Here is a 19632-nt window from a genome sequence, read left to right as displayed (position 1 = left end):
TCCCTGCGGGCTGATGCTAAAATTGCCCCATACTGCGTTGCAAATCTCGCTAAGGCATCTGCATTATCGTCGCTTTGCGCCTTGTCTGGAACAATTTTAGCGATCAGCAGTGCCTATTTGCGAATGTTCAACACGCCCTAAATCTTTACCAGCGCAAGCGAGCGTTATGTCATGACCGATGATTCTCCCAGCACACGTATCAAAAAACTCTCCCCGCTACTGATTAATCAGCTGGCAGCTGGGGAGGTGGTCACGCGCCCAGCGGCTGTGGTCAAGGAGCTGCTGGAGAATGCCATTGATGCTGAGGCGACCGAGATTGATATTCATATCACTCAAGGTGGCATGGGTATGATTCAGGTCTGTGATAATGGTACAGGCATCTATCCTGAAGATATGGTAATGGCGATTACTCGGCATGCGACGAGTAAGGTTGCTGATATTGGCACGCTACAAGGCATTCGTACGCTTGGGTTTCGCGGTGAGGCGCTGGCAGCGATTGCTGCTGTGTCACGTTTGCAACTGATTAGCAGTCATAATGATGAGGGCATTGGGCGACAGCTACAGGTGGCAGGTGTGCTTGCCGATACGCCAAGCTTAACGCCTGTGGTGCATGGTCGCGGAACGACTGTCACGATTAAGGATTTGTATTTTAATGTGCCTGCGCGCCGTGGCAATCTAAAATCCGTTGCCACCGAGTTTGCGCATATCGAAGCGATGGTGCGCGAAGTGGCGCTGGCGCGTTCAGACATTCGCATTCATTTAACGCATGACCACAAAAAACGCCTACTACTAGCCGCACAACAAGACAGCGACAGCTCGGCGGCGCATCCGCCATTGTCGCGCCTTGAGCAAGCGCTTGAGATGCCGTTATCCACGCATGCTTTACCGCTGATGGTGGATTTGTCCAGTTTGCTGTCTACGGCGGACGCTCAGGAAACAGGGCAGGCGCGTATTGACGGCTGGCTGTTTTTGGATAAAGGCGACCATACAACCTTACCAAAGCTGCTGTATATCAATGGGCGCTTGGTCAAAGAGCCGATTATCAGCAATCATTTGCGCCAACTGACCGAGCAAGCGACAGGCTACGCGCTCTATTTTCAGCTGCCCGCGCATTGGCTTAACCTCAATGTGCATCCCAGCAAGCAGCGCATTAAGATTGGCTCAATCAGCAATATTTTGGCGCATCTTGGTCATGCGGTACGCGGTGCGGTGCAGACAATGTCTGCTCATAATGCTACAACGCAGAAAGCGCCAATATTGGCAAATGCAAACGCGTCTACTGAACCAGCCGCACAGAATACGGTATATCAAAAAACGATTTATCAACGTCCATCGACCGCTAATGACTGGGCGAATACAGATTCAGATCGTGCCGTGCAAGCGCCGACAGCTGCTTATCATACCAAACCATCAGCAAAAACCGACCAGCAAAACCCAGCTGCGTTTAATACATCTATCAACTCAGGTAATTTGCCGACATCAGAGACGATAATGGCTGTTGATAACGCATTCAAAATCCGCTGCCTAGGCGTTGTAAATGCCTTGCCTGAGCACACAATACAAGATATATCAGCTCAAGCGCCATGCTTACTGCTATTAGCCAATGAAACGTGCTGTTTGCTCACGCTGGCTAGTTGGCAGTCAATGACTGATATGCCGCAGATGCAAGATAAAAACGCGGACATACTGCCCACAGCACAAGCCATTGAAGCGCAAATCAAAGCAGCGCTGACCAAACTGCCGCCTGATGAGCGAAAAACACAGCAGCAAACGCTATGGCAGCAGATTGAGGCGCAAAGCAGTGCCGTATTGTCCTTGCCAGAGCTGACAGCGCTGATGCTGCAACATACAATATCTGCACTCGATACCGCTGAATAGTGTGCTGTCAGGCCACGCAAAACAAACGTGCCTGATGGGCGCGTTTGTTTTTTATTTGTTTTTACGTTTTCTACTTTTTTCTTTTCAGTACAGATAAACAAGGTCACCCTATGCGCCAAGCCAATACTTTTACTGACAACAGCGTGGTGTGCCTGATGGCGCCAACTGCCAGCGGCAAGACGGCCTTGGCGTATGAACTGTATGATACGGGGCGCTTTGAGCTAATATCGGTGGATTCGGCGCTTATCTATCGTGATATGACTATCGGTACGGCAAAACCCTCAACTGAGGAGTTACAGCGCTATCCGCATCATCTGGTCGATATTATCGACCCGACTGAAACTTATAGCGTGGCGCAGTTTGTACGTGATACCAGTGCGCTGATTGACAACGCGCATAATCAACAAAAAATCCCACTGCTGGTCGGCGGTACGATGATGTATTACATGGCGCTGCTCGATGGGCTGTCTGCTGTGCCTGATACTGATGAAGCTGTGCGCGCACGCGTCGAGGCATGGCGTCAGCAGGCAGGCATTAATGAGCTGCATCAGTATTTGCAGTCGGTTGACCCTGTCACCCATGCCCGCTTAAATGAGAGCGACACTCAGCGTATTACCCGCGCGGTAGAGGTGTATTTACAAACCCAAACCCCTATCAGTGAATGGCAGCGCACACCAAAACAGCGCCTTGCGGACACTCCCAGTCAGGTGTGGCACAATATCGCTGTCATGCCTGATAGAGCATGGCTACATCAGCGCATCGAGCAGCGCCTCGATATCATGTGGCAAGAAGGTCTGGTCGATGAAGTTATCAGTTTGCTGAACAATTATCCATTAAACCCAAACATGGTATCGATGCGCTGCGTGGGCTATCGACAGGTACTCGAATATCTGGTAGCGATACAGCACCCTGTATTTGATATGCCGCACTTGGATAAAGAGGCTTTTTATGCGGCATTTTGGCAAGGAGAAGTGGATTACCAAGATGTGTTAAAAAAGCAAACTTTGTTTCAAGAAAGTCAGTCAGCGCCAATATCGACCGATACAGAGACACAGGCGCTTGCTTGTTATCAGATGCAAAATAAGGCATTATATGCCACAAGACAGCTTGCAAAGCGCCAGTATACGTGGCTGCGTAAAATTAGCCAACTGCCTAATTTGGCAGAAGATAATCAGATTCAGAATAACAGCGCAGTAATGACCTTCACCAATATGGTGCAAGCCACAGATTATCTATTGAGATAATATAATTGAGCAAAGCCATTATTGCCGTAAAATCGATACTGTCGAGTAAACAATAACTGACAAGAAGTTTCAAATTGTCATCATATTCGTTGCTATAATACAAACCTGCAACCGTTGACACGAGTTATCTACTGTTGATAGCGATAAGCGGCTGATTGTAGTAGATTTAGGTAGCGGCTGTATCTATAGTACGCGCTGATAGTGATATTTATACTGACGATAATAACGACCACAAAGTAGAAGAATGCAATAAGTCTACAAAGCAATATAATCGATGCTATGGTGTTGTATCTTGCTTTTTATCATTATAACTGCACATATATTTATAATATAACTATATATTTGGGAGAAAGTTCATGTCAAAAGGACAAACTTTACAAGATCCGTTTTTGAATTCGCTACGCAAAGACCGTATTCCTGTATCTATTTTTTTGGTCAATGGTATTAAACTACAAGGCCAAATTGAATCTTTTGATCAATACGTGGTATTGCTAAAAAATACCGTCAGTCAAATGGTATACAAACACGCCATTTCAACCGTAGTACCTGCGCGTAACCCACGTGGCAGCACAAGTTCAATGTCAGGTGGCATGCAGTCGCAAGGTAATGGCGGCGGCTACCAAGGTGGGAATATGGGCGGTGGTTTTGAGCGCGGCGGCAATATGGGCGGCTTTGATGATCGTGGATTTATGTCAAATCGTAGTGGCTTTAACCGTGGTGGTTTTGGTCAGTCACAAGAGCGTGGTTTTGAGCGGGGTGGCTTCGGTCAGTCAAACGAACGCGGTTTTGAGCGCGGCGGTTTTGGTCAAGAGCGCGGCTTTGACAATAATGACAATGCTGATTTTGACAGTAGCAACAATGATATTGACAATAACGACAATTAATCTTAAGCGCCTTGAGCATTGACTTTTGTGACAAATGATAATAAATAATCAGACCTGCTGCTTGGTGGGTCTTTTTTTATGCGTATTAGGACGGCAAACTGTTAAGCCACTCTACCTAGCCTATGCCATGCGCGTATGGGGCGCTTGATATCTTCTGTATGCACCATTATTAATATGTACGGGAATATAGTACTATAGCAATGGGCAACCGCTGCCCAATTCCGTTTTTATTCAGTCATTGATTGGGTTTTACCATGAAGCATTCTGAGTCTGCACTCAACCACGAACAGTTCATTCGCACTGCTATTGATGCCATCAATACAGAAAAGGCGGCACTGACCCTATTAACAGAGCAGATAGATACACGTTTTGCAGCCGCTTGTGACGCAATCTTAAATTGCGCAGGTCGTGTGGTGGTAACGGGTATGGGAAAATCGGGGTTGGTCGGGCGTAAGATAGCGGCGACCTTTGCTTCAACAGGGACACCCTCATTTTTTATGCATCCAGGTGAGGCAGGGCATGGTGACTTGGGAATGCTCGTGCCTGGTGATGTGCTACTGGCTATCTCTAACTCAGGGGAGTCAGATGAAATCAGAATGCTGCTGCCTGTGATTAAGCGTTTGGGTATTCCACTCATTAGTATCAGTCGAGACCAGCGCGGTATGTTACCGACGGCTGCGGATATTGCCTTGACGCTTGGGCATTCAGAAGAAGCGTGCCCATTAAAGCTTGCGCCAACATCAAGCACCACAGCGACCTTGGCACTGGGCGATGCGCTTGCTGTCGCGCTCGTGCATGCACGCAATTTTACTTCAGAAGATTTTGCGTTGTCTCATCCTGCTGGTGCGCTTGGGCGTCAGTTATTGACCCGCGTAGAAGACTTGATGCATTCGCGTAATGAGCAATTACCACGCGTACCTGCCGATGCGCCGCTGCATGATGCGCTGTTTGAGATGTCTAATGGACGTCTTGGCATGACCGTGATTGAAGACGAAGCAGGGCGTGTGGTCGGTATTTTCACAGATGGAGATTTGCGCCGCGGTTTAGAAAAAGGCATTGACCTAAAAACCCCTATGCGTGAGATAATGAGTGCGCATCCGCGTCATGTGAACAAAACCATGCGCGCATCCGATGCCCTTAGTCTTATGAATGCCAGCAGTATCAGTCAGCTACTGGTAATAGATGACGATGGACGTTTAGAAGCGGTCATTACCTTGCACGATTTGCTACAGGCGGGCGTCAAATAATCAAGCATCATCAAAAGCGACAACAGAAACAGATGATGTTGCACGGTATAATAAAAATCAGCCATTATAAAATGACAAAGGCATAAATGATAACTAAGAGGTAGACAATGCAAGATTTGATTAAAAAAGCAGGCCAAGTCAAACTGCTGGTTATGGATGTCGATGGCATTTTGTCTGATGGCAAAATTATTTATGACGCCAATGGTGTCGAGACCAAGGCCTTTTATGTGCAAGATGGTGTTGGTGTCAAGTCATTGGCACGTTATGGCATCAAAACTGCGATTATTACGGGTCGCAATAGCGTGATGGTCGAAAAGCGCGCCAAGGAGCTGGGTATCGATTATGTGGTACAAGGTCGCGATGATAAGCTGGTCGCTTTGAAGGAACTGCTTGCTGACTTGGACATCACGCTTGAGGCTTGTGCTTATATGGGCGATGACTTGCCTGATATTAAAGCGATGCAAAGCGTTGGTTTTGCGCCGACTGTGCCCAATGCCCATCCTGAAGTTATCAATCGTAGCGACATGGTGACCACACGCACAGGCGGCTGTGGGGCAGTGCGTGAGATTTGCGATTTGATATTAAAGGGGCATGGTCATTACCCTGACTTTATTGCACATTTTACGCTTGATAATACTGAGGACACACAGTCGTGAATACGCGTGTTTTAATTGTTTTAGCCTTAATCATCGCGGCGGTTGCTGGCTGGTTTTTTATGCAACAAGGCGAGGTTGAGCCGCCCAAGCCGATGCAGAGCTCAGAGGTTGATTATGAAGCTTCTGATATTAAAGCGGTGCAGACCAATGATGAGGGCGAGCTGGAGTATGAGGTGAATGCTGATGCACTCAAGCACAATCCTGAGACCAATCAAGATGAGATGTCAGGTATCACCATGAATTGGCAGCCGTCTGACACGCAGCGCTATCGTATTGAAGCTGGGCGTGCTGCAATCAATCAACAAACAGGCGATTTGCAATTATCAGGCGGCTTTACGTTGGTCAGCGAAAGTGACAGTGACAATCCCATCAAGGTCACAGGGGAGCGTCTAACAGGCAACACCAAATCGAAGAAAGTCAGTAGCGACCGTCCTGTGCAAATTGAGCAAGGCATGAATCGCTTTGAAGCGGCAGCCATGCAAGCGGACTTAGCGACAGGGGATTATGAATTTGGACAAGTGGCAGTCAGCTTTGACCCCTCAGAGCGTAACGACAAGGCTTTGTTTTAAGACCGTTTAATGGACTGATTGTCGACACACCTCAAGTCAGCACAAGTCAGCAGGTTTATTTTTATTATCATACGAGTATTTGTTTATGAAAGATGAGTTGTCTGTATCGTACCGTTCAGTAGCACGCTCTTTGCGCGCTGCTTCTACTGTCATGCTGCTGGCGCTACCGCTATACAGTCATGCCTTGCCCTCAGATGCCAACCAAACCATCAAGCTATTAGCTGACCGCGCCACATACAGCGAGCGCACAGGGGTCACCAGCTATTCAGGCAATGTCATCATTACCCAAGGGACGCTTAAGATGACGGCAGACAACATCACCATGAACCTATCGCAAAATCGCAGCATCAATTCTGCGGTGGCAACAGGTCGTCCTGCTACCATGCAACAAGTCATTACCCAAGAAAAGGGGCTGGCAAAGGGTCAGGCCAATAAGATTGAATACAATGCGGTAACAGGCATTATCACTTTAACTGGCAATGCCAAATTAACACAAAATGGCGCAAGTTTTTCAGGTAATGAGATTCGCTACAGCCTAAAAGCAGGCGATGTCGAAGCCACTGCAGGCAATAGCCAACGTGTAGAATTACTGTTCCCGCCCAATAGTGATAGTAATCAGCAGGGCGTACGTTAATCGGCCAACCTTATTGACCGTCAAACAAGTGGTTAAGTGCTTGTTTGACGGTTGTTTTGTAAGCGTAGAGCGGCTGCACTCTGCGTATCACCACCTTAGTAAAACGAGAGCGCTATGAATCCAGTCACCCCAACTCAAGAGACTCAGCTGGTCATGCAGCATTTAGGCAAGCGTTATGGCAAGCGCTGGGTAGTCAAAGATGTGTCCTTTTCGGTGGCACAGGGACAAGTGGTAGGTTTGCTTGGCCCCAATGGCGCGGGAAAGACCACCAGCTTTTATATGGTAGTGGGTCTGGTGAATATGGACAAAGGGCGTGTCAGCCTTGGCGATATGGATTTATCCAAATACGCCATGCATGAGCGTGCGCGTGCGGGAATTGGCTATTTGCCGCAAGAAGCCTCTATCTTTCGCAAGCTATCGATTGAAGACAACATCATGGCGATTTTGGAGACACGTAGTGAGCTGACCCGCGCTGAGCAGCGCGCCGAGCTCGAAAAGCTGATTGGTGAGTTTCATCTTGAGCATGTACGTAGCTCGCTGGGTATGAGTGTGTCAGGCGGTGAGCGCCGCCGTTGTGAGATTGCGCGCGCACTGGCGGCCAATCCCAAATTCATCTTGCTTGATGAACCATTTGCAGGTGTTGACCCTATTTCGGTTAATGATATCAAAGATGTGATTATCACCCTAAAAAATCGCGGCATTGGCGTATTGATTACTGACCATAATGTACGCGAAACGCTCGCCATTTGCGAAAAGGCGTATATTGTGTCTGAGGGTGCGATTATTGCCGATGGTTCGCCGAAAGATATCTTAGACAATGAACTTGTGAAAAACGTCTATCTGGGTAAAGATTTCCAAGTTTAACAGTATCATTGTTCTACATTAGACATCCATACTGATATTTATCAACAAGAACAGCTTGTCTTACTTACCACGCTCATTTTTATAATTTATCTGTATAAAAGCACGTCATGACTGCATGCGACAGTATATGACGTGTTTTGTCATTTTTGCGTTGTTCCTAGCCTTGTGATTTGCCACACTGGACGCATTTCTTTATATCATAAAACCTAAACAAAACGGTTGTATCATCATGAGCTCGATTAAATACTATTTTTCGCAGCCTCTGGATACGAAGTCACAGCAAGCAAGAAAAATAGTATTTCATCTTGCTGTACAATTTTTAAATCAAAGTTACTACTACCTTTTTCATTTATTCAAAAACAACATATCAGCGCCCACAAATAATAACGATGGGATATTTTCTCTATGGCAAAAAGTAAAAGCAGCTATGTCTGCCAAAACTGCGGTGCGCATTTTGGCAAATGGTCAGGGCAATGTTCAGACTGCGGCGAATGGAATACTTTGACCGAAGCGCCCAATGTCAGTATGCCGCACCATAATAAAGCCACAAAAACGCCCAGCGCACGTAACGTCAGTCCCGCAAAAGGCAATGGCGCGACGGGTTCGGGTAACTATTCAGGCGCGCACAGCGCAGTGATGCCGCTGAATGCGGTGAGCGTGACTTTAGATACGCGCTTACCTACAGGTATTGGCGAGTTTGATCGGGTGCTCGGCGGCGGTTTGGTTGCAGGCTCGGTGGTGCTCATCGGTGGCGACCCTGGTATTGGTAAATCGACCATTTTGTTACAAACCGCGACCAGTATGGCGCGCGCTGACTCACTGGCAGGCAGTGCGCTGTATGTGACGGGCGAGGAGTCGTTGTCACAAGTGGCTATGCGCGCTCAGCGTTTGGATTTACCGACTGACCGTTTGCGTGTACTTGCTGAGACCAATGTCGAGACCATTTGTGCGGCACTGACCCAAGAGCAGCCTGCCATTGCTATTATTGATTCGATTCAGACCATTTATACCGATGCCATTAATTCTGCCCCTGGCGGCGTCAGTCAAATCCGCGAGTCGGCGGCGATTTTGACCCGTTATGCTAAGCAAACAGGCACGGCGCTATTTTTGGTGGGGCATGTGACCAAAGAAGGTACGCTGGCAGGGCCGCGCGTGCTTGAGCATATGGTGGATACGGTACTGTATTTTGAAGGTCAATCCGACTCACGCTTTCGTATGATTCGAGCGGTCAAAAATCGCTTTGGCGCGGTCAATGAGCTGGGTATCTTTGGTATGACTGATTTGGGTCTTAAAGAAGTCGCCAATCCGTCTGCGATATTTTTAAGCCGTTATGACAAACCCGTTGCAGGCTCAATCGTCATGGTCAGTCGTGAAGGCACACGCCCGCTATTGGTCGAAGTGCAAGCGCTCGTGGATGATTCGCAAGGGCAGCCACGGCGTATGGCGCTGGGGCTGGATTTTCAGCGTCTCTCGATGCTGCTCGCGGTCATGCACCGTCATGGCGGCATCCATACCAGCGGACAAGATGTCTATGTCAACGTGGTCGGCGGCGTCAAGGTGATGGAGACAGGTTCGGATCTGGCAGTGCTGCTCGCCTGCGCGTCCAGCATTAAAGAAAAGCCATTGCCGTCATCACTTGCCGTCTTCGGCGAAGTGGGCTTGTCAGGTGAAATCCGCCCTGTGCCCAATGGGCAAGAGCGTCTAAAAGAGGCAATGAAGCACGGCTTTAAACATGCCATCATTCCCAAAGCCAATGCGCCCGCAGCGAATGCCAAGGCGTTTAAAGGTATTAATGTGATTGCGGTGGAGCGTTTAGACGATGCCATTCATCGCGCGTTTGAGATTTAGCATAAGCAGGTTCTAAGTGCTGCTTTAAATCAGTTGCTAAATAAGCAGCCATAAAAAAGCCTGCTAAATATTGCAGGCTTTTTCTAATCAAGCTATTTTAGAATTAAGGTCCAGACACGCGCTCAATAGAGACGTTACCCACACCTTTACTGGTAATACCCAGCTGTTTGGCAGCGCCGTAAGAGAGATCAAGCACGCGGTTACCATGGAAAGGACCACGGTCATTGACTTTTACCACGACGCTTTTGCCATTGCTCTTGTTAGTCACTTTAACATAGCAATTAAGCGGTAGTGAGCGGTGAGCAGCAGTTAGAGCATTCATGTCAAAGATATCGCCACTGGCCGTTTTGCGTCCGTGAAACTTGCGCCCATACCAAGAGGCTAGACCCGTTTGTTTAAACTTGCTAACACTGTTAGAAGCAACCGCAGTTAAACGCTCTAAAACGTCTTCATCATTAGATGCAGCGCTGGTGTCTTGGGCAAGTAAGGGGCTGTTAAGCGCCAACGAAGTCGGCTGGCGGGCTGATTTTACGAGGCTTGAAGCGCCATCGTGCTGACGAGTAAGCTCACTAAGTACACGGTCAATGTGCGCAGAATTGTCTTGAGATGACATTGAGATGGATTTTGTTTCGACAGCCTGTGCAGTGGTCACACTTGCCGTCCCTGCAAACAAACAGACTGACATTGTCAGTAAACCAGACAAACGCTTATTCATAAATACCTCTATCATAAATGCAAGTACTGCCAGCACCATGTGCTTTTCTTGATATGGTGTGTCGGGGGCGTGAACGTAACATACGTGAATACCAAGCCAACAAACTGCAATACCGCATGGGCAAATGAGTGTTTCGTCATAGGTATGTAGTAGGCAGACCACATACGTATGAGGATGTGTTTAACAACCGCTGCATAGTTTATCTCAAGTAATCGTATGTGTAGCAACGACTTAAGACTAGGATATGCTTTGTTAAAATCCGTTAATTAAGTAGTACCTTTGAAACTTAGAGGCTCACTATACGGTGGTGCTGCGACCTAAATATAAGCGTATGCAAACTTTATTAGCACCTGTGTATTGGTTGTGTATCTAAGCCACAATAAAAAGAGGTTACCGCAAATTTTTGTAAAAAACAAGGATTAATACATATACATATTTCGATACATACTTTCCTTTATAAAATCATAAACAAGGTATATTTCTAAATAAACACTAATAAAATCAAAAGTTTATTATCATAAGTGCTTACTTTTTATTCTTGATAAGTCGGGTGTGTATGGATAGACATGAGCAGTCCAAAGCCTGCCATCAAAGTGACCACAGCAGTGCCGCCATAGCTGATAAAAGGCAAAGGCACGCCAACGACAGGTAAAATCCCGCTGACCATGCCCATATTGACAAATACATAGATAAAAAAGGACATCGCAATCGCACCTGCTAATAGGCGGCAGTAGCTGTCAGGATGTGTGGCTGCAATATATAAAGCGCGTGCCAGTAGGCCTATATAAAGCATGAGCAATAGCACGACACCTGCCAACCCAAACTCTTCAGAAAACGCAGCAATCACAAAGTCAGTATGGCTTTCAGGTAAAAACGCCAGATGTGATTGCGTGCCTTCTAAATAACCTTTACCAAACACGCCTCCTGCGCCGATAGCTGTTTTGGACTGAATGATATTCCAGCCTGCGCCTTGTATATCGGCATCAGGGTTCAATAGCGTCAGCACACGTTGATGCTGATACTCATGTAACAAAAAATACCATGCAAAGGCGGCGAGTGGCACAGAGAGTATGACAGCGCCACCAATCATCCACCATGATAATCCTGCCAAAAAAAGTACAAACAGCCCGCTTGCAGCGACCAGTAGCGCAGTACCCAAATCAGGTTGCTTAGCAATAAGGGCTACAGGCAACATAATCAGTAGTAAACTTGCAAAGATAGGCAATAAAGATGGAGGTGCATCACGTTTTGACAGCCACCATGCGCACATCATCGGCATGCCCAGCTTCATAAATTCAGAGGGCTGCACACTACCAAAGCCAGGCAAACGAATCCAGCGCTGCGCGCCCATACGCACCTCTCCAATTGCTGCTACCGTGAGCAATAGCAGCACCCCAATAACATAAAAGGTTGGCGTCAATGCCCGATAGACGCTGGGCGGTATCCATGCCATGAGCATCATAATAATAAAGGCGATACCGTAACTGACGGCTTGGCGTACGATAAGCGCGGTACTTTGGGCGGAGGCACTATATAGCACCGTGAGACCCAGTAAGCACAAGGCCAGAAGTAGCAACATAAGCCACGGATCAATGTGCCAGCGTTGCCACCAATCAGCAGTAGAGGCGTCGTAATCAAACGAAGAGGAGGTGTTGAAATATCGCATATAAAGGCAGTCTGGCAGGGGTCAATAAGATAGGTGGGCTTTTAACATCAATACACTGCTCACTCAATAAAAGATGTCCAATGAAAGATTTAGCCAGTTTAAGACCGTTAAGTGAATTGATGGGCTAATTGATGATATGTCCTAGATAGGCGTAACAAATAAGCAATAACCTCTCTTTATTATCAACAGTATTAGGTAAAAGTGTTAAGCGGCATATTTACAAGGCGTTGCGCTTTAGGAATAGTTTAGCCCGCTGCTATAAAATTTGATAGTATCGCAGCAGTGTTTTTATTGGTCACTTTCTCATGACATCGACAGTTATCTTTTGGCGTCAGCACGCCACACAGTTTTCTATGCTTAGTTTAGGGCTTGTTATCACAGGATTCAGCGCGCAAGCAGCTATTTTACAAGACAGCAGCGAACGCCGTATTCAAATCCGTAATAATACCCCATACATTCAGCCAGCGCCCGTGGCAACCGATCGCATGCAAATGCTGATAGACCAGCAGCAAAAAAACATCCCTTATTCCTCAGAGCTGACTATCGAAGAGAACAAGCGCTTTAGCATCAATAATCCAAATCGGCACACAACCACATACGGCAATGATAGCGAACAAGTTGAAGCGGCACCTGATTTTAACGCATGGTTAAATAGCAGCAGCTACCGCGCGCAGCAAGTGGCCCGCTATCAGCAATATCTCAGCTCACGTGTTGGCGCAAACAATGTACCGCCATTAGACCAGCTATTGACCACTGCCCGCAGTTGGGAAAAATGCGGCTTTGAGCCTTTTCAGTTGCCTCCAGAGTATTTGTGGAGCAATGTAGTACAGACGCTCAGACTGTACAGTACGCTCAAGCAGCAAGGTATTTTGCCACCATCGACAGAGATACGCTCGGTATATCGTAGCCCTGCGCTAAATGCCTGTGCTGGCGGTGCTGAAAGCAGCAAGCACATGAGCGCGGGCGCTATCGATATTTGGGTGCCAGAGTACAGCGATAACTCATGGGAGCTGGGCAGGGTACAAGACAAACTGTGCGAGTTTTGGCAATATCAAGGAGAAAGTCACGAGTTTGGCTTAGGGTTGTATTCAACAGGTGCTATTCATTTAGATACTCAAGGGTATCGCAAATGGGGCTTTAACTTTGCGGTCAATAGCAATACGTGTCGATAGCTAAAACATATAATCCTATTTTTTAAAAAAATGACACAAAATTTTTACTGGATATCTTGACCCTTTATCGGTCTATATTACCATAAGACATAAAGTCCCAAATCGTATAACATACCGTTTGTATTGTTAAAAGTGATTCGGTATATTCTTGCCAACTGTTTATAATACCGCTGTAGGTAGTAGATTCTGTAGTCATGAAGAAAGGCATACGTTCGACACAACTTTTGCTCATAAAATGTCTGTTTGCACTTATCACAGCGGTATTTTTGTCCAATTTTTTAGGGTCCAGCCCTTCAGAGCCGTCCAATATAGACAGCGACTTGGAACGACAAAAAAATGCTGAAATGGTCAAAGAGCGCGTGCAAAATTATCATGCACAGCGCGCCGCTGAGCGTAGCAGTGTGTGCCCAAAATTGGTACAGCGTGAGGTAGATAATGATCTTATCCAGCGCACTCAAGAAGTGATGAGCGGAGATTATTGCGATTATTTTTTATATCCAAATGAGAAGCAGACCATCAGCGTATCAACGGATAATGAGGATTTAAAAGTCAGTTTAATCGTACCGAGGCTGTATGATTTTGCTAATGGCGACTATCAAGTCAAATCCTATGATAAGCATGTGATTCGCATAGCGTATGATGGTCTAAGCTATCGCCCCGAAAACATCGTGTATGATGTTAATATCCGCGTCAAAAACCAACGTACCACTTTTTAAAAATAAATCTATACAATAAAAAAGCGCTGACAACCTGAGGGAAGTGAGCGCTTTTTTTGTTGCTAACGATACAGCGTTTATATGGCGTATTGGTTATTTAGCCGTTTGCTGCCATGGGTCATCCTGTCCGACGGTCACGATAATAAAGTCATCAGGATTGAGCGTTTGCTTTAGTGTTTGATTGACGCCTTGCAAGCTCACATTGTCGATACGCTGGGTGTAGTTGGCCAGGTAATCGTCGGGTAGTTTGTAAAAATTCATCATGCCCAACAGACCATTAATCCCTGAGTTGCTGGCAAAGCCCATGGGGAAGCTGTGCTTTAGGTTGTCTTTGGTCAGTTGCATCTCTTCTTGCGTAATGCCTTTATTGACCGTATCTTTGACTACTTGCAGACTTGCATCAATCGCTTCACGCGCTTTGTCGTTGCGGGTCGAAAAGCCAATCAAATAAGGCCCGCGTGTCAGCATGGGCGTCATTGTGCCTGAAATGCCGTAGGTATAGCCGCGTTTTTGACGAATCTCCGTCATTAAGCGGGCATTAAAATCACCCCCTGCCATCACTTCATTACCAACCGCAAAGTTGGTTTGTTTTTGCTGCGCTTCCATTGTGGTGGCGCGTTTTTCGCCCAGTTGCCCCATGACGACGGTCGTTTGTGTACTGGGAAAAGGAATATGAATACGCTGCGGGGCAGTCACAGGCTTTGGCTCAGGTAGCGAAGGAGCTGTCTTACCTTTAGGCAAATCTTTGGTTAATTGATTGGCCAGCTGCTTGGCTTCAGACAAGGTTAGGTTGCCTGTCATGGCAAGTGAGGCATTGCTGGCAACCAAATAACGCTGACGGAAGTTTTGCAAATCACTCTGACTTAAAGTCGGCACCGTATCAAGCGTGCCTTCACTTGGGTGCGCGTAGGGGTGATTGCCATACAGTGCTTTATCAAAAGCATTGCCCGCAAGGCTGCTCGGGTCTTGCTTTTGTTGTTGTAGTGCCACCTGCAAGCGTGCTTTATTGCGTGCCAGCACCGTTTTGTCAAAACGTGGCTCGATCAGCATTTGTGTCATTAGTTTGCTGGCAGGCATGAGGTGCTCGCTGTCAGAAAGACTACGCATGGAGACAATAAACATGTCCTTATATGCGCTGCTGCTTAATGAAATACCGAGCATTTCCATCTGTTTGGTAAAGTCTTCTTCATCGAGAGTGCTTGTGCCTTGGGTCAACATGGTCGCTGTCATATTGGCAATACCAAAGCCATCGGGACGGATGCTGCCATCACGCGCGCTGCCCGCATTAAAGCGCAAATCAATATCCACAATCGGCAATGTGGTAGCACGCACAAAGGCAACGGGTACGCCTGAGGCGCTGGTAAAGCGCTCAATTTTAGGCACAGTCACAGACAGCGGGCGGACATTTTGTAAGCTGCTCAGCTTGTTTATGGCTTGGATGGGCATGTCAGTGCGGCCTGTTATGGTGGAAGGAACATCACGCGCCGCAGCGGGCAAAGCTGCGCTCATAAGACCAAGCGCGACGCCAATAATGGCGGCACGTTTAGCAAGGGAACAAGTAGCGATAGACAAGCGCAAAGTAGGGTGTATCATGGTATGGGTTGACCTATATTGTCGGTATTCATGCATCAAACGTCAAAGCCGTGTCTTATTTATTATTGGCGGTCACTGCTGTGGCTGTGTTGTCCGTTGCATCTGGCATTGTGTTGTTTGCTTTGATGTTTGCAGAGTTTGAGGCGTCATTGTTCGCATCTTCAGGCATGACATATATGACGGTCAGATTGTCTTTGACCAAATACTTTGCCGCAGCATCTTTGATGTCCTGAATACTTACTTTGTCCAATTCAGCAGGTAAGCGACTCAAGATACGGTCATCGAGCCCAACAGATTGTAGTGACCCAATCATCCGCGCTTGACCTGCCATGCTGTCTTGCGCGTAAACCAAACCTGTAATGGTGCTGGTCTTGGCGCGGGTAATCTCGTCTTGACCGATAGGCTTGGTAACCAGCTTATCTATCTCTGCGCGAATTGCGGCTTCAGCTTCTTGTACGCTCACGCCTTCGCGCGGGGTGGCTTGGATAAAGAACAGACCATCGCCACGATCGATTAAGTCGTAAGATGTACCGACACTGGTAAGTAACCCCTTATCACGGACTAGGTTTTGTTCAAGGCGGGCTGACAAACCACCATCTAGCACATCTTGAGCAAAAGACAGCGCATAGGCTTCTTTTTTATTATTCGTATCAGTGGTCAATAAACTGGGCACATTGTAGCCCATCATCAAAACAGGCACTTGAACGGCTTGCGTTTCAGTCAAGGTTTTATAACCATTGAATCCTTTTTGCCGCACAGAAGGACGCGCTAGAATGCTGCGTTTGGGCAACTTACCAAAGTAGCGCTTGACCTCGCTAAGGGTCGCTTCGGGGTCAACATCGCCAACGATGACCAAGGTCGCATTGTTCGGTGCGTACCATGTGTCGTACCACGCCTGCAAATCGTCTAGGGTGATTGACGCCAGCTCATCCATCGGCCCGATGACCGATTCACCTTTGGGGCTGTCGGGCAAGGCTTGCTGACGGAACGACTCATACGCCTTAGCAAGCGGGCTGTCGTCTGTACGCTGGCGGCGCTCTTCCATGACCACTTGATGCTCTTTACCAAAATCATCGGCTGTTAAGCGCAGATTCACCATTCTGTCGGCTTCTAGCTCTAGCGCCAGCGGCATATAATTGGCAGGGAACAGCTCGTAATAGCCTGTATAGTCATAGCTGGTAAAGGCATTGTTCGTGCCGCCAAACTGGGCAATCAAGCGCTCAAAATCATCGCTCGATACATTGGGCGTACCTTTGAACATCATGTGCTCAAGCAAATGCGACATGCCGCCTTTATCGATAGGCTCATCGGTTGAGCCAACTTTGTACCAAATCTGCGTCATTACTATAGGGGCGCGGTGGTCTTCTTTAATAATAACCTTGAGCCCATTTTCGAGCTGATACTCGTGACGACCAGATAAATCCATGGCAAGTTCTTGTGTGCTCGCCGCTGTATCACTGGCTGAGGTCGTCGTGGTAGAGGTGGTCGCGCTGGTCGTGCCTGCGCCAATGGGGGGTGTCTCTACTGGCGTCATTTGACAGGCGGACAGCGCGGCTGTCACAAAAAAAAGCCCCAATAAGCGGGCGGGTACAAAGGCAGATGGTGAAGACATAACACTCTCAATAGTAAATACTGCGCTCAGTATAGGCAGAACAAAAGTCTCGAATCAAGGGCTGCACTACAATCTTATAGCGACTTGTGCGCGCCGACCATCACGCTTGCGGTTGGGCGTACTTCATGGGTGGTCGTGCAGCCTGCCAGCCATACTGTACCTAAGACAAGAAAGGCTGCAAAAAAAGCGCGTTTTTGGAACGATACAGGTTTTGATGTCATAACAAATACTCTTGATAAGTGAAAGAAAGCAGCTGGCGCGAAGGATAAGGCAAGCCTATGGCATGATAAAAGACAGGCAAAAATAGCCTAAGCATATTTTGACGCAGTACCCGTCTTGCTGTTGTAAAACAGTAGTTGGTTTACCAAACGCGCCGCGCTCCTTAGCATACGCAAGCTTGAGCAAAGCGTGCAGAGATAAACGTCTTATATTTGTGTCTAAATCTTAATCAAAACTTTCTTGTGCTCTAGGGCGTGTCCCTAATTCAAGCGTTTATGACTAAATGGGCTAAAAATGGCTAAACCTTTGGCAAACGGTGTCAAATAGCTGGCCAATATCTTGATATTACCTGCGCTATTTTCCCTTGTTTGCCTTTAATTTATCTCATTTTTAAAATAGGGACACGCCCTAGTCATTCTATACTTATCAAAAGCTATCAGATGATATAGGGCAGCGCGATTGACCAGACACCAGCTTACCGAGCAGCAGTACCCACAAACATCAGCGCGGCAAAAGTCTGAGCTTAGCTTGAATTATGCTAAACTATCACAAAACATGATAATGATGGTTGCTACGCACGAGGATGCGTGCTGGCTTACTGTTGCACTTCTTTTTACTGCATAGATTTTTTGCACTTATTGTTAGGGCGAACGTATGAACAATCCAAATAATGCCAATCGCGTGGTTATCAATCTAGATGGTGATCTTGATGACTTAGACGATGATATCACCCTGCCGAGTCTGCCTGTCGAGCCTGTACCTATTGCTGAAGCACCAAAAGCCGATAATATCGCGGCAAAAACCAGCGATAACGCAACCACACAAGCAATGCCTGAGGACAATATCGCATTAGGCACACCCATTACGCCGCCAGCAGACAGTACGCAAATAGAGCAAAGACAATCGCAAGCGCCTGCGATGCCCTTACAAGCACAACTCGGCGATACGCAGCCGCCAAGCATTCAGCCAAAACAAGCGCCTACTCAACCTATCGTGACCGAAGCGGCTGCCACCGAAGAACAACCTGAGAAAGAAAAAAAGGGTAGCTGGTTTAACCGTATGAAATCGGGACTGACCAAATCCCGCAAAAACCTTGCCGAAGGGATGGTCAACATCCTTATCGGCGGCAAAGAGATTGATGACGAGCTGCTAGAAGAAGTCGAAGACCAGCTGTTGGTCGCTGATATCGGCGTAAATGCGACCAACCGCATTATCAAAAGCTTGACTGAACAGACCGCGCGTGGCGATTTGATTTATGCCAACTCCCTATACAAAGCGCTACAAAGCGAGCTGGTGGACATTTTGAGTCCCAAAGTCGCTCCGCTATTGATTGATACCAGCAAAAAGCCATTTGTAATTTTGATGGTCGGGGTCAACGGCGTGGGCAAGACCACCACCATCGGCAAACTGGCAAAACGTTTACAAGGCGAGGGCAAATCAGTCATGTTGGCTGCGGGTGATACTTTCCGTGCGGCTGCGACTGAGCAGTTAGAAATTTGGGGCGAGCGTAATGACATTCCTGTTATCGCGCAAGGTCATGGCTCGGACAGCGCCTCGGTGATTTTTGATGCCATGCAATCGGCGAAGGCAAAAAACATTGACGTACTGATTGCCGATACTGCAGGGCGCTTACAAAATAAAGGGCATTTAATGGCAGAGCTAGAAAAGGTCGTGCGTGTCATGCGTAAGGCGGACCCAAGCGCACCGCACGAAGCCATGATTGTCCTTGATGCAGGTACAGGTCAAAATGCCATTAACCAAGTCGAAATCTTTAACCAAGCCGTCCCATTGACAGGCATCACCGTGACCAAGCTGGACGGCACGGCAAAAGGTGGCGTAGTGTTTAACATCGCTGAGACGACCGATGTGCCGATTCGTTATATTGGCGTTGGCGAGTCGATTGACGATTTGCGCGCCTTTAGTCCCAAGCAATTTGTTGCTGCCTTATTTGAGACGGATGATAAGTAAATCTATTAGGGCGTGTTGAACATTCGCAAATAGGCACTGCTGATCGCTAAAATTGTTCCAGACAAGGCGCAAAGCGACGATAATGCAGATGCCTTAGCGAGATTTGTAACGCAGTATGGGGCAATTTTAGCATCAGCCCGCAGGGAC

Annotated in this window: 17 protein-coding genes; 12 read left to right on the top strand and 5 right to left on the bottom strand. The window is 47.4% G+C overall.

What is annotated here, in order from left to right:
• The first annotated feature begins 171 nt into the window (after positions 1-171).
• From mutL to radA, 9 genes are all read left to right on the top strand, one after another.
• Positions 172-1878: a DNA mismatch repair endonuclease MutL gene (gene mutL, locus JIE71_RS09120; protein WP_199508402.1), complete on the top strand. Its 1707-nt coding sequence runs from the start codon at positions 172-174 to the stop codon at positions 1876-1878.
• A gap of 110 nt (positions 1879-1988) precedes the next feature.
• Positions 1989-3122 (top strand): tRNA (adenosine(37)-N6)-dimethylallyltransferase MiaA, encoded by a 1134-nt coding sequence (gene miaA / locus JIE71_RS09115; RefSeq protein ID WP_199508401.1) that lies wholly within the window; start codon positions 1989-1991, stop codon positions 3120-3122.
• A 356-nt stretch (positions 3123-3478) separates the two neighbouring features.
• The gene (gene hfq / locus JIE71_RS09110; RefSeq protein WP_199508400.1) at positions 3479-4006 is read left to right on the top strand and encodes an RNA chaperone Hfq; all 528 of its coding nucleotides are present in this window, start codon (positions 3479-3481) and stop codon (positions 4004-4006) included.
• Between the two features lie 254 nt (positions 4007-4260).
• Positions 4261-5253, top strand: coding sequence for a KpsF/GutQ family sugar-phosphate isomerase (locus tag JIE71_RS09105; protein ID WP_199508399.1), 993 nt, complete (start codon positions 4261-4263; stop codon positions 5251-5253).
• A gap of 107 nt (positions 5254-5360) precedes the next feature.
• On the top strand, positions 5361-5909 hold the full coding sequence (locus JIE71_RS09100) for a KdsC family phosphatase (protein ID WP_199508398.1): 549 nt from the start codon (positions 5361-5363) through the stop codon (positions 5907-5909).
• Positions 5906-6478 carry an LPS export ABC transporter periplasmic protein LptC gene (lptC, locus tag JIE71_RS09095; protein WP_199508397.1) on the top strand — a complete coding sequence of 191 codons (573 nt, stop codon included), beginning with the start codon at positions 5906-5908 and terminating at the stop codon, positions 6476-6478. Before JIE71_RS09100 ends, lptC begins: the two co-directional genes overlap by 4 nt.
• A 151-nt stretch (positions 6479-6629) precedes the next feature.
• The gene (lptA, locus tag JIE71_RS09090) at positions 6630-7112 is read left to right on the top strand and encodes a lipopolysaccharide transport periplasmic protein LptA (RefSeq protein ID WP_228284620.1); all 483 of its coding nucleotides are present in this window, start codon (positions 6630-6632) and stop codon (positions 7110-7112) included.
• 114 nt (positions 7113-7226) lie between these two features.
• Entirely contained in the window at positions 7227-7976 is a 750-nt protein-coding gene (gene lptB, locus JIE71_RS09085; protein WP_199508395.1) for an LPS export ABC transporter ATP-binding protein, read from the top strand.
• A gap of 405 nt (positions 7977-8381) precedes the next feature.
• Positions 8382-9824 carry a DNA repair protein RadA gene (gene radA / locus JIE71_RS09080; protein ID WP_199508394.1) on the top strand — a complete coding sequence of 481 codons (1443 nt, stop codon included), beginning with the start codon at positions 8382-8384 and terminating at the stop codon, positions 9822-9824.
• Between the two features lie 103 nt (positions 9825-9927).
• On the opposite strand, the gene JIE71_RS09075 is transcribed toward radA, so the two are convergent.
• Together JIE71_RS09075 and rodA are read right to left on the bottom strand one after the other, a co-directional pair.
• Complete coding sequence (locus tag JIE71_RS09075) at positions 9928-10539, bottom strand: septal ring lytic transglycosylase RlpA family protein (protein WP_199508393.1); 612 nt, start codon at positions 10537-10539, stop codon at positions 9928-9930.
• A 532-nt stretch (positions 10540-11071) separates the two neighbouring features.
• Positions 11072-12205, bottom strand: coding sequence for a rod shape-determining protein RodA (rodA, locus tag JIE71_RS09070; RefSeq protein WP_199508392.1), 1134 nt, complete (start codon positions 12203-12205; stop codon positions 11072-11074).
• 305 nt (positions 12206-12510) lie between these two features.
• Between rodA and JIE71_RS09065 the strand changes: the two genes are divergently transcribed.
• Together JIE71_RS09065 and JIE71_RS09060 are read left to right on the top strand one after the other, a co-directional pair.
• Positions 12511-13377: a D-Ala-D-Ala carboxypeptidase family metallohydrolase gene (locus JIE71_RS09065; protein ID WP_228284618.1), complete on the top strand. Its 867-nt coding sequence runs from the start codon at positions 12511-12513 to the stop codon at positions 13375-13377.
• Positions 13378-13697: 320 nt separating this feature from the next.
• A complete protein-coding gene (locus JIE71_RS09060; protein ID WP_199508391.1) occupies positions 13698-14093 on the top strand; it encodes a hypothetical protein in 396 nt (131 codons plus the stop codon).
• 93 nt (positions 14094-14186) lie between these two features.
• Here JIE71_RS09060 and JIE71_RS09055 read toward each other — a convergent pair whose 3' ends face one another.
• The 3 genes from JIE71_RS09055 to JIE71_RS09045 form a co-directional block, all read right to left on the bottom strand.
• Positions 14187-15686, bottom strand: a complete 1500-nt coding sequence (locus JIE71_RS09055) for a M16 family metallopeptidase (RefSeq protein ID WP_228284617.1) — start codon at positions 15684-15686, stop codon at positions 14187-14189.
• A 55-nt stretch (positions 15687-15741) separates the two neighbouring features.
• Positions 15742-17298: a M16 family metallopeptidase gene (locus JIE71_RS09050; protein WP_199508390.1), complete on the bottom strand. Its 1557-nt coding sequence runs from the start codon at positions 17296-17298 to the stop codon at positions 15742-15744.
• A gap of 74 nt (positions 17299-17372) precedes the next feature.
• On the bottom strand, positions 17373-17519 hold the full coding sequence (locus tag JIE71_RS09045; RefSeq protein WP_199508389.1) for a hypothetical protein: 147 nt from the start codon (positions 17517-17519) through the stop codon (positions 17373-17375).
• Positions 17520-18171: 652 nt separating this feature from the next.
• Here JIE71_RS09045 and ftsY point away from each other — a divergent pair.
• A complete protein-coding gene (gene ftsY, locus JIE71_RS09040) occupies positions 18172-19485 on the top strand; it encodes a signal recognition particle-docking protein FtsY (protein ID WP_416232028.1) in 1314 nt (437 codons plus the stop codon).
• Positions 19486-19632 lie beyond the last annotated feature (147 nt).

The organism is Psychrobacter sp. bablab_jr014, assembly GCF_016464015.1.
In the GTDB taxonomy this organism is placed as follows: domain Bacteria; phylum Pseudomonadota; class Gammaproteobacteria; order Pseudomonadales; family Moraxellaceae; genus Psychrobacter.
The sequence above is the reverse complement of the archived record's forward strand: the minus strand, read 5'-3'. Positions and strand labels throughout refer to the sequence as shown.

Bases quoted from the DNA above. Each gene is read 5' to 3' on its own strand.
- mutL (WP_199508402.1), top strand. From the start codon at position 172: ATGACCGATGATTCTCCCAGCACACGTATCAAAAAACTCTCCCCGCTA.
- radA (WP_199508394.1), top strand. From the start codon at position 8,382: ATGGCAAAAAGTAAAAGCAGCTATGTCTGCCAAAACTGCGGTGCGCAT.
- rodA (WP_199508392.1), bottom strand. From the start codon at position 12,205: ATGCGATATTTCAACACCTCCTCTTCGTTTGATTACGACGCCTCTACT.
- lptB (WP_199508395.1), top strand. From the start codon at position 7,227: ATGAATCCAGTCACCCCAACTCAAGAGACTCAGCTGGTCATGCAGCAT.
- JIE71_RS09045 (WP_199508389.1), bottom strand. From the start codon at position 17,519: ATGACATCAAAACCTGTATCGTTCCAAAAACGCGCTTTTTTTGCAGCC.
- JIE71_RS09055 (WP_228284617.1), bottom strand. From the start codon at position 15,686: ATGATACACCCTACTTTGCGCTTGTCTATCGCTACTTGTTCCCTTGCT.
- hfq (WP_199508400.1), top strand. From the start codon at position 3,479: ATGTCAAAAGGACAAACTTTACAAGATCCGTTTTTGAATTCGCTACGC.
- JIE71_RS09065 (WP_228284618.1), top strand. From the start codon at position 12,511: ATGACATCGACAGTTATCTTTTGGCGTCAGCACGCCACACAGTTTTCT.
- JIE71_RS09105 (WP_199508399.1), top strand. From the start codon at position 4,261: ATGAAGCATTCTGAGTCTGCACTCAACCACGAACAGTTCATTCGCACT.
- JIE71_RS09050 (WP_199508390.1), bottom strand. From the start codon at position 17,298: ATGTCTTCACCATCTGCCTTTGTACCCGCCCGCTTATTGGGGCTTTTT.
- miaA (WP_199508401.1), top strand. From the start codon at position 1,989: ATGCGCCAAGCCAATACTTTTACTGACAACAGCGTGGTGTGCCTGATG.
- JIE71_RS09100 (WP_199508398.1), top strand. From the start codon at position 5,361: ATGCAAGATTTGATTAAAAAAGCAGGCCAAGTCAAACTGCTGGTTATG.
- lptA (WP_228284620.1), top strand. From the start codon at position 6,630: ATGCTGCTGGCGCTACCGCTATACAGTCATGCCTTGCCCTCAGATGCC.
- ftsY (WP_416232028.1), top strand. From the start codon at position 18,172: ATGAACAATCCAAATAATGCCAATCGCGTGGTTATCAATCTAGATGGT.
- JIE71_RS09075 (WP_199508393.1), bottom strand. From the start codon at position 10,539: ATGAATAAGCGTTTGTCTGGTTTACTGACAATGTCAGTCTGTTTGTTT.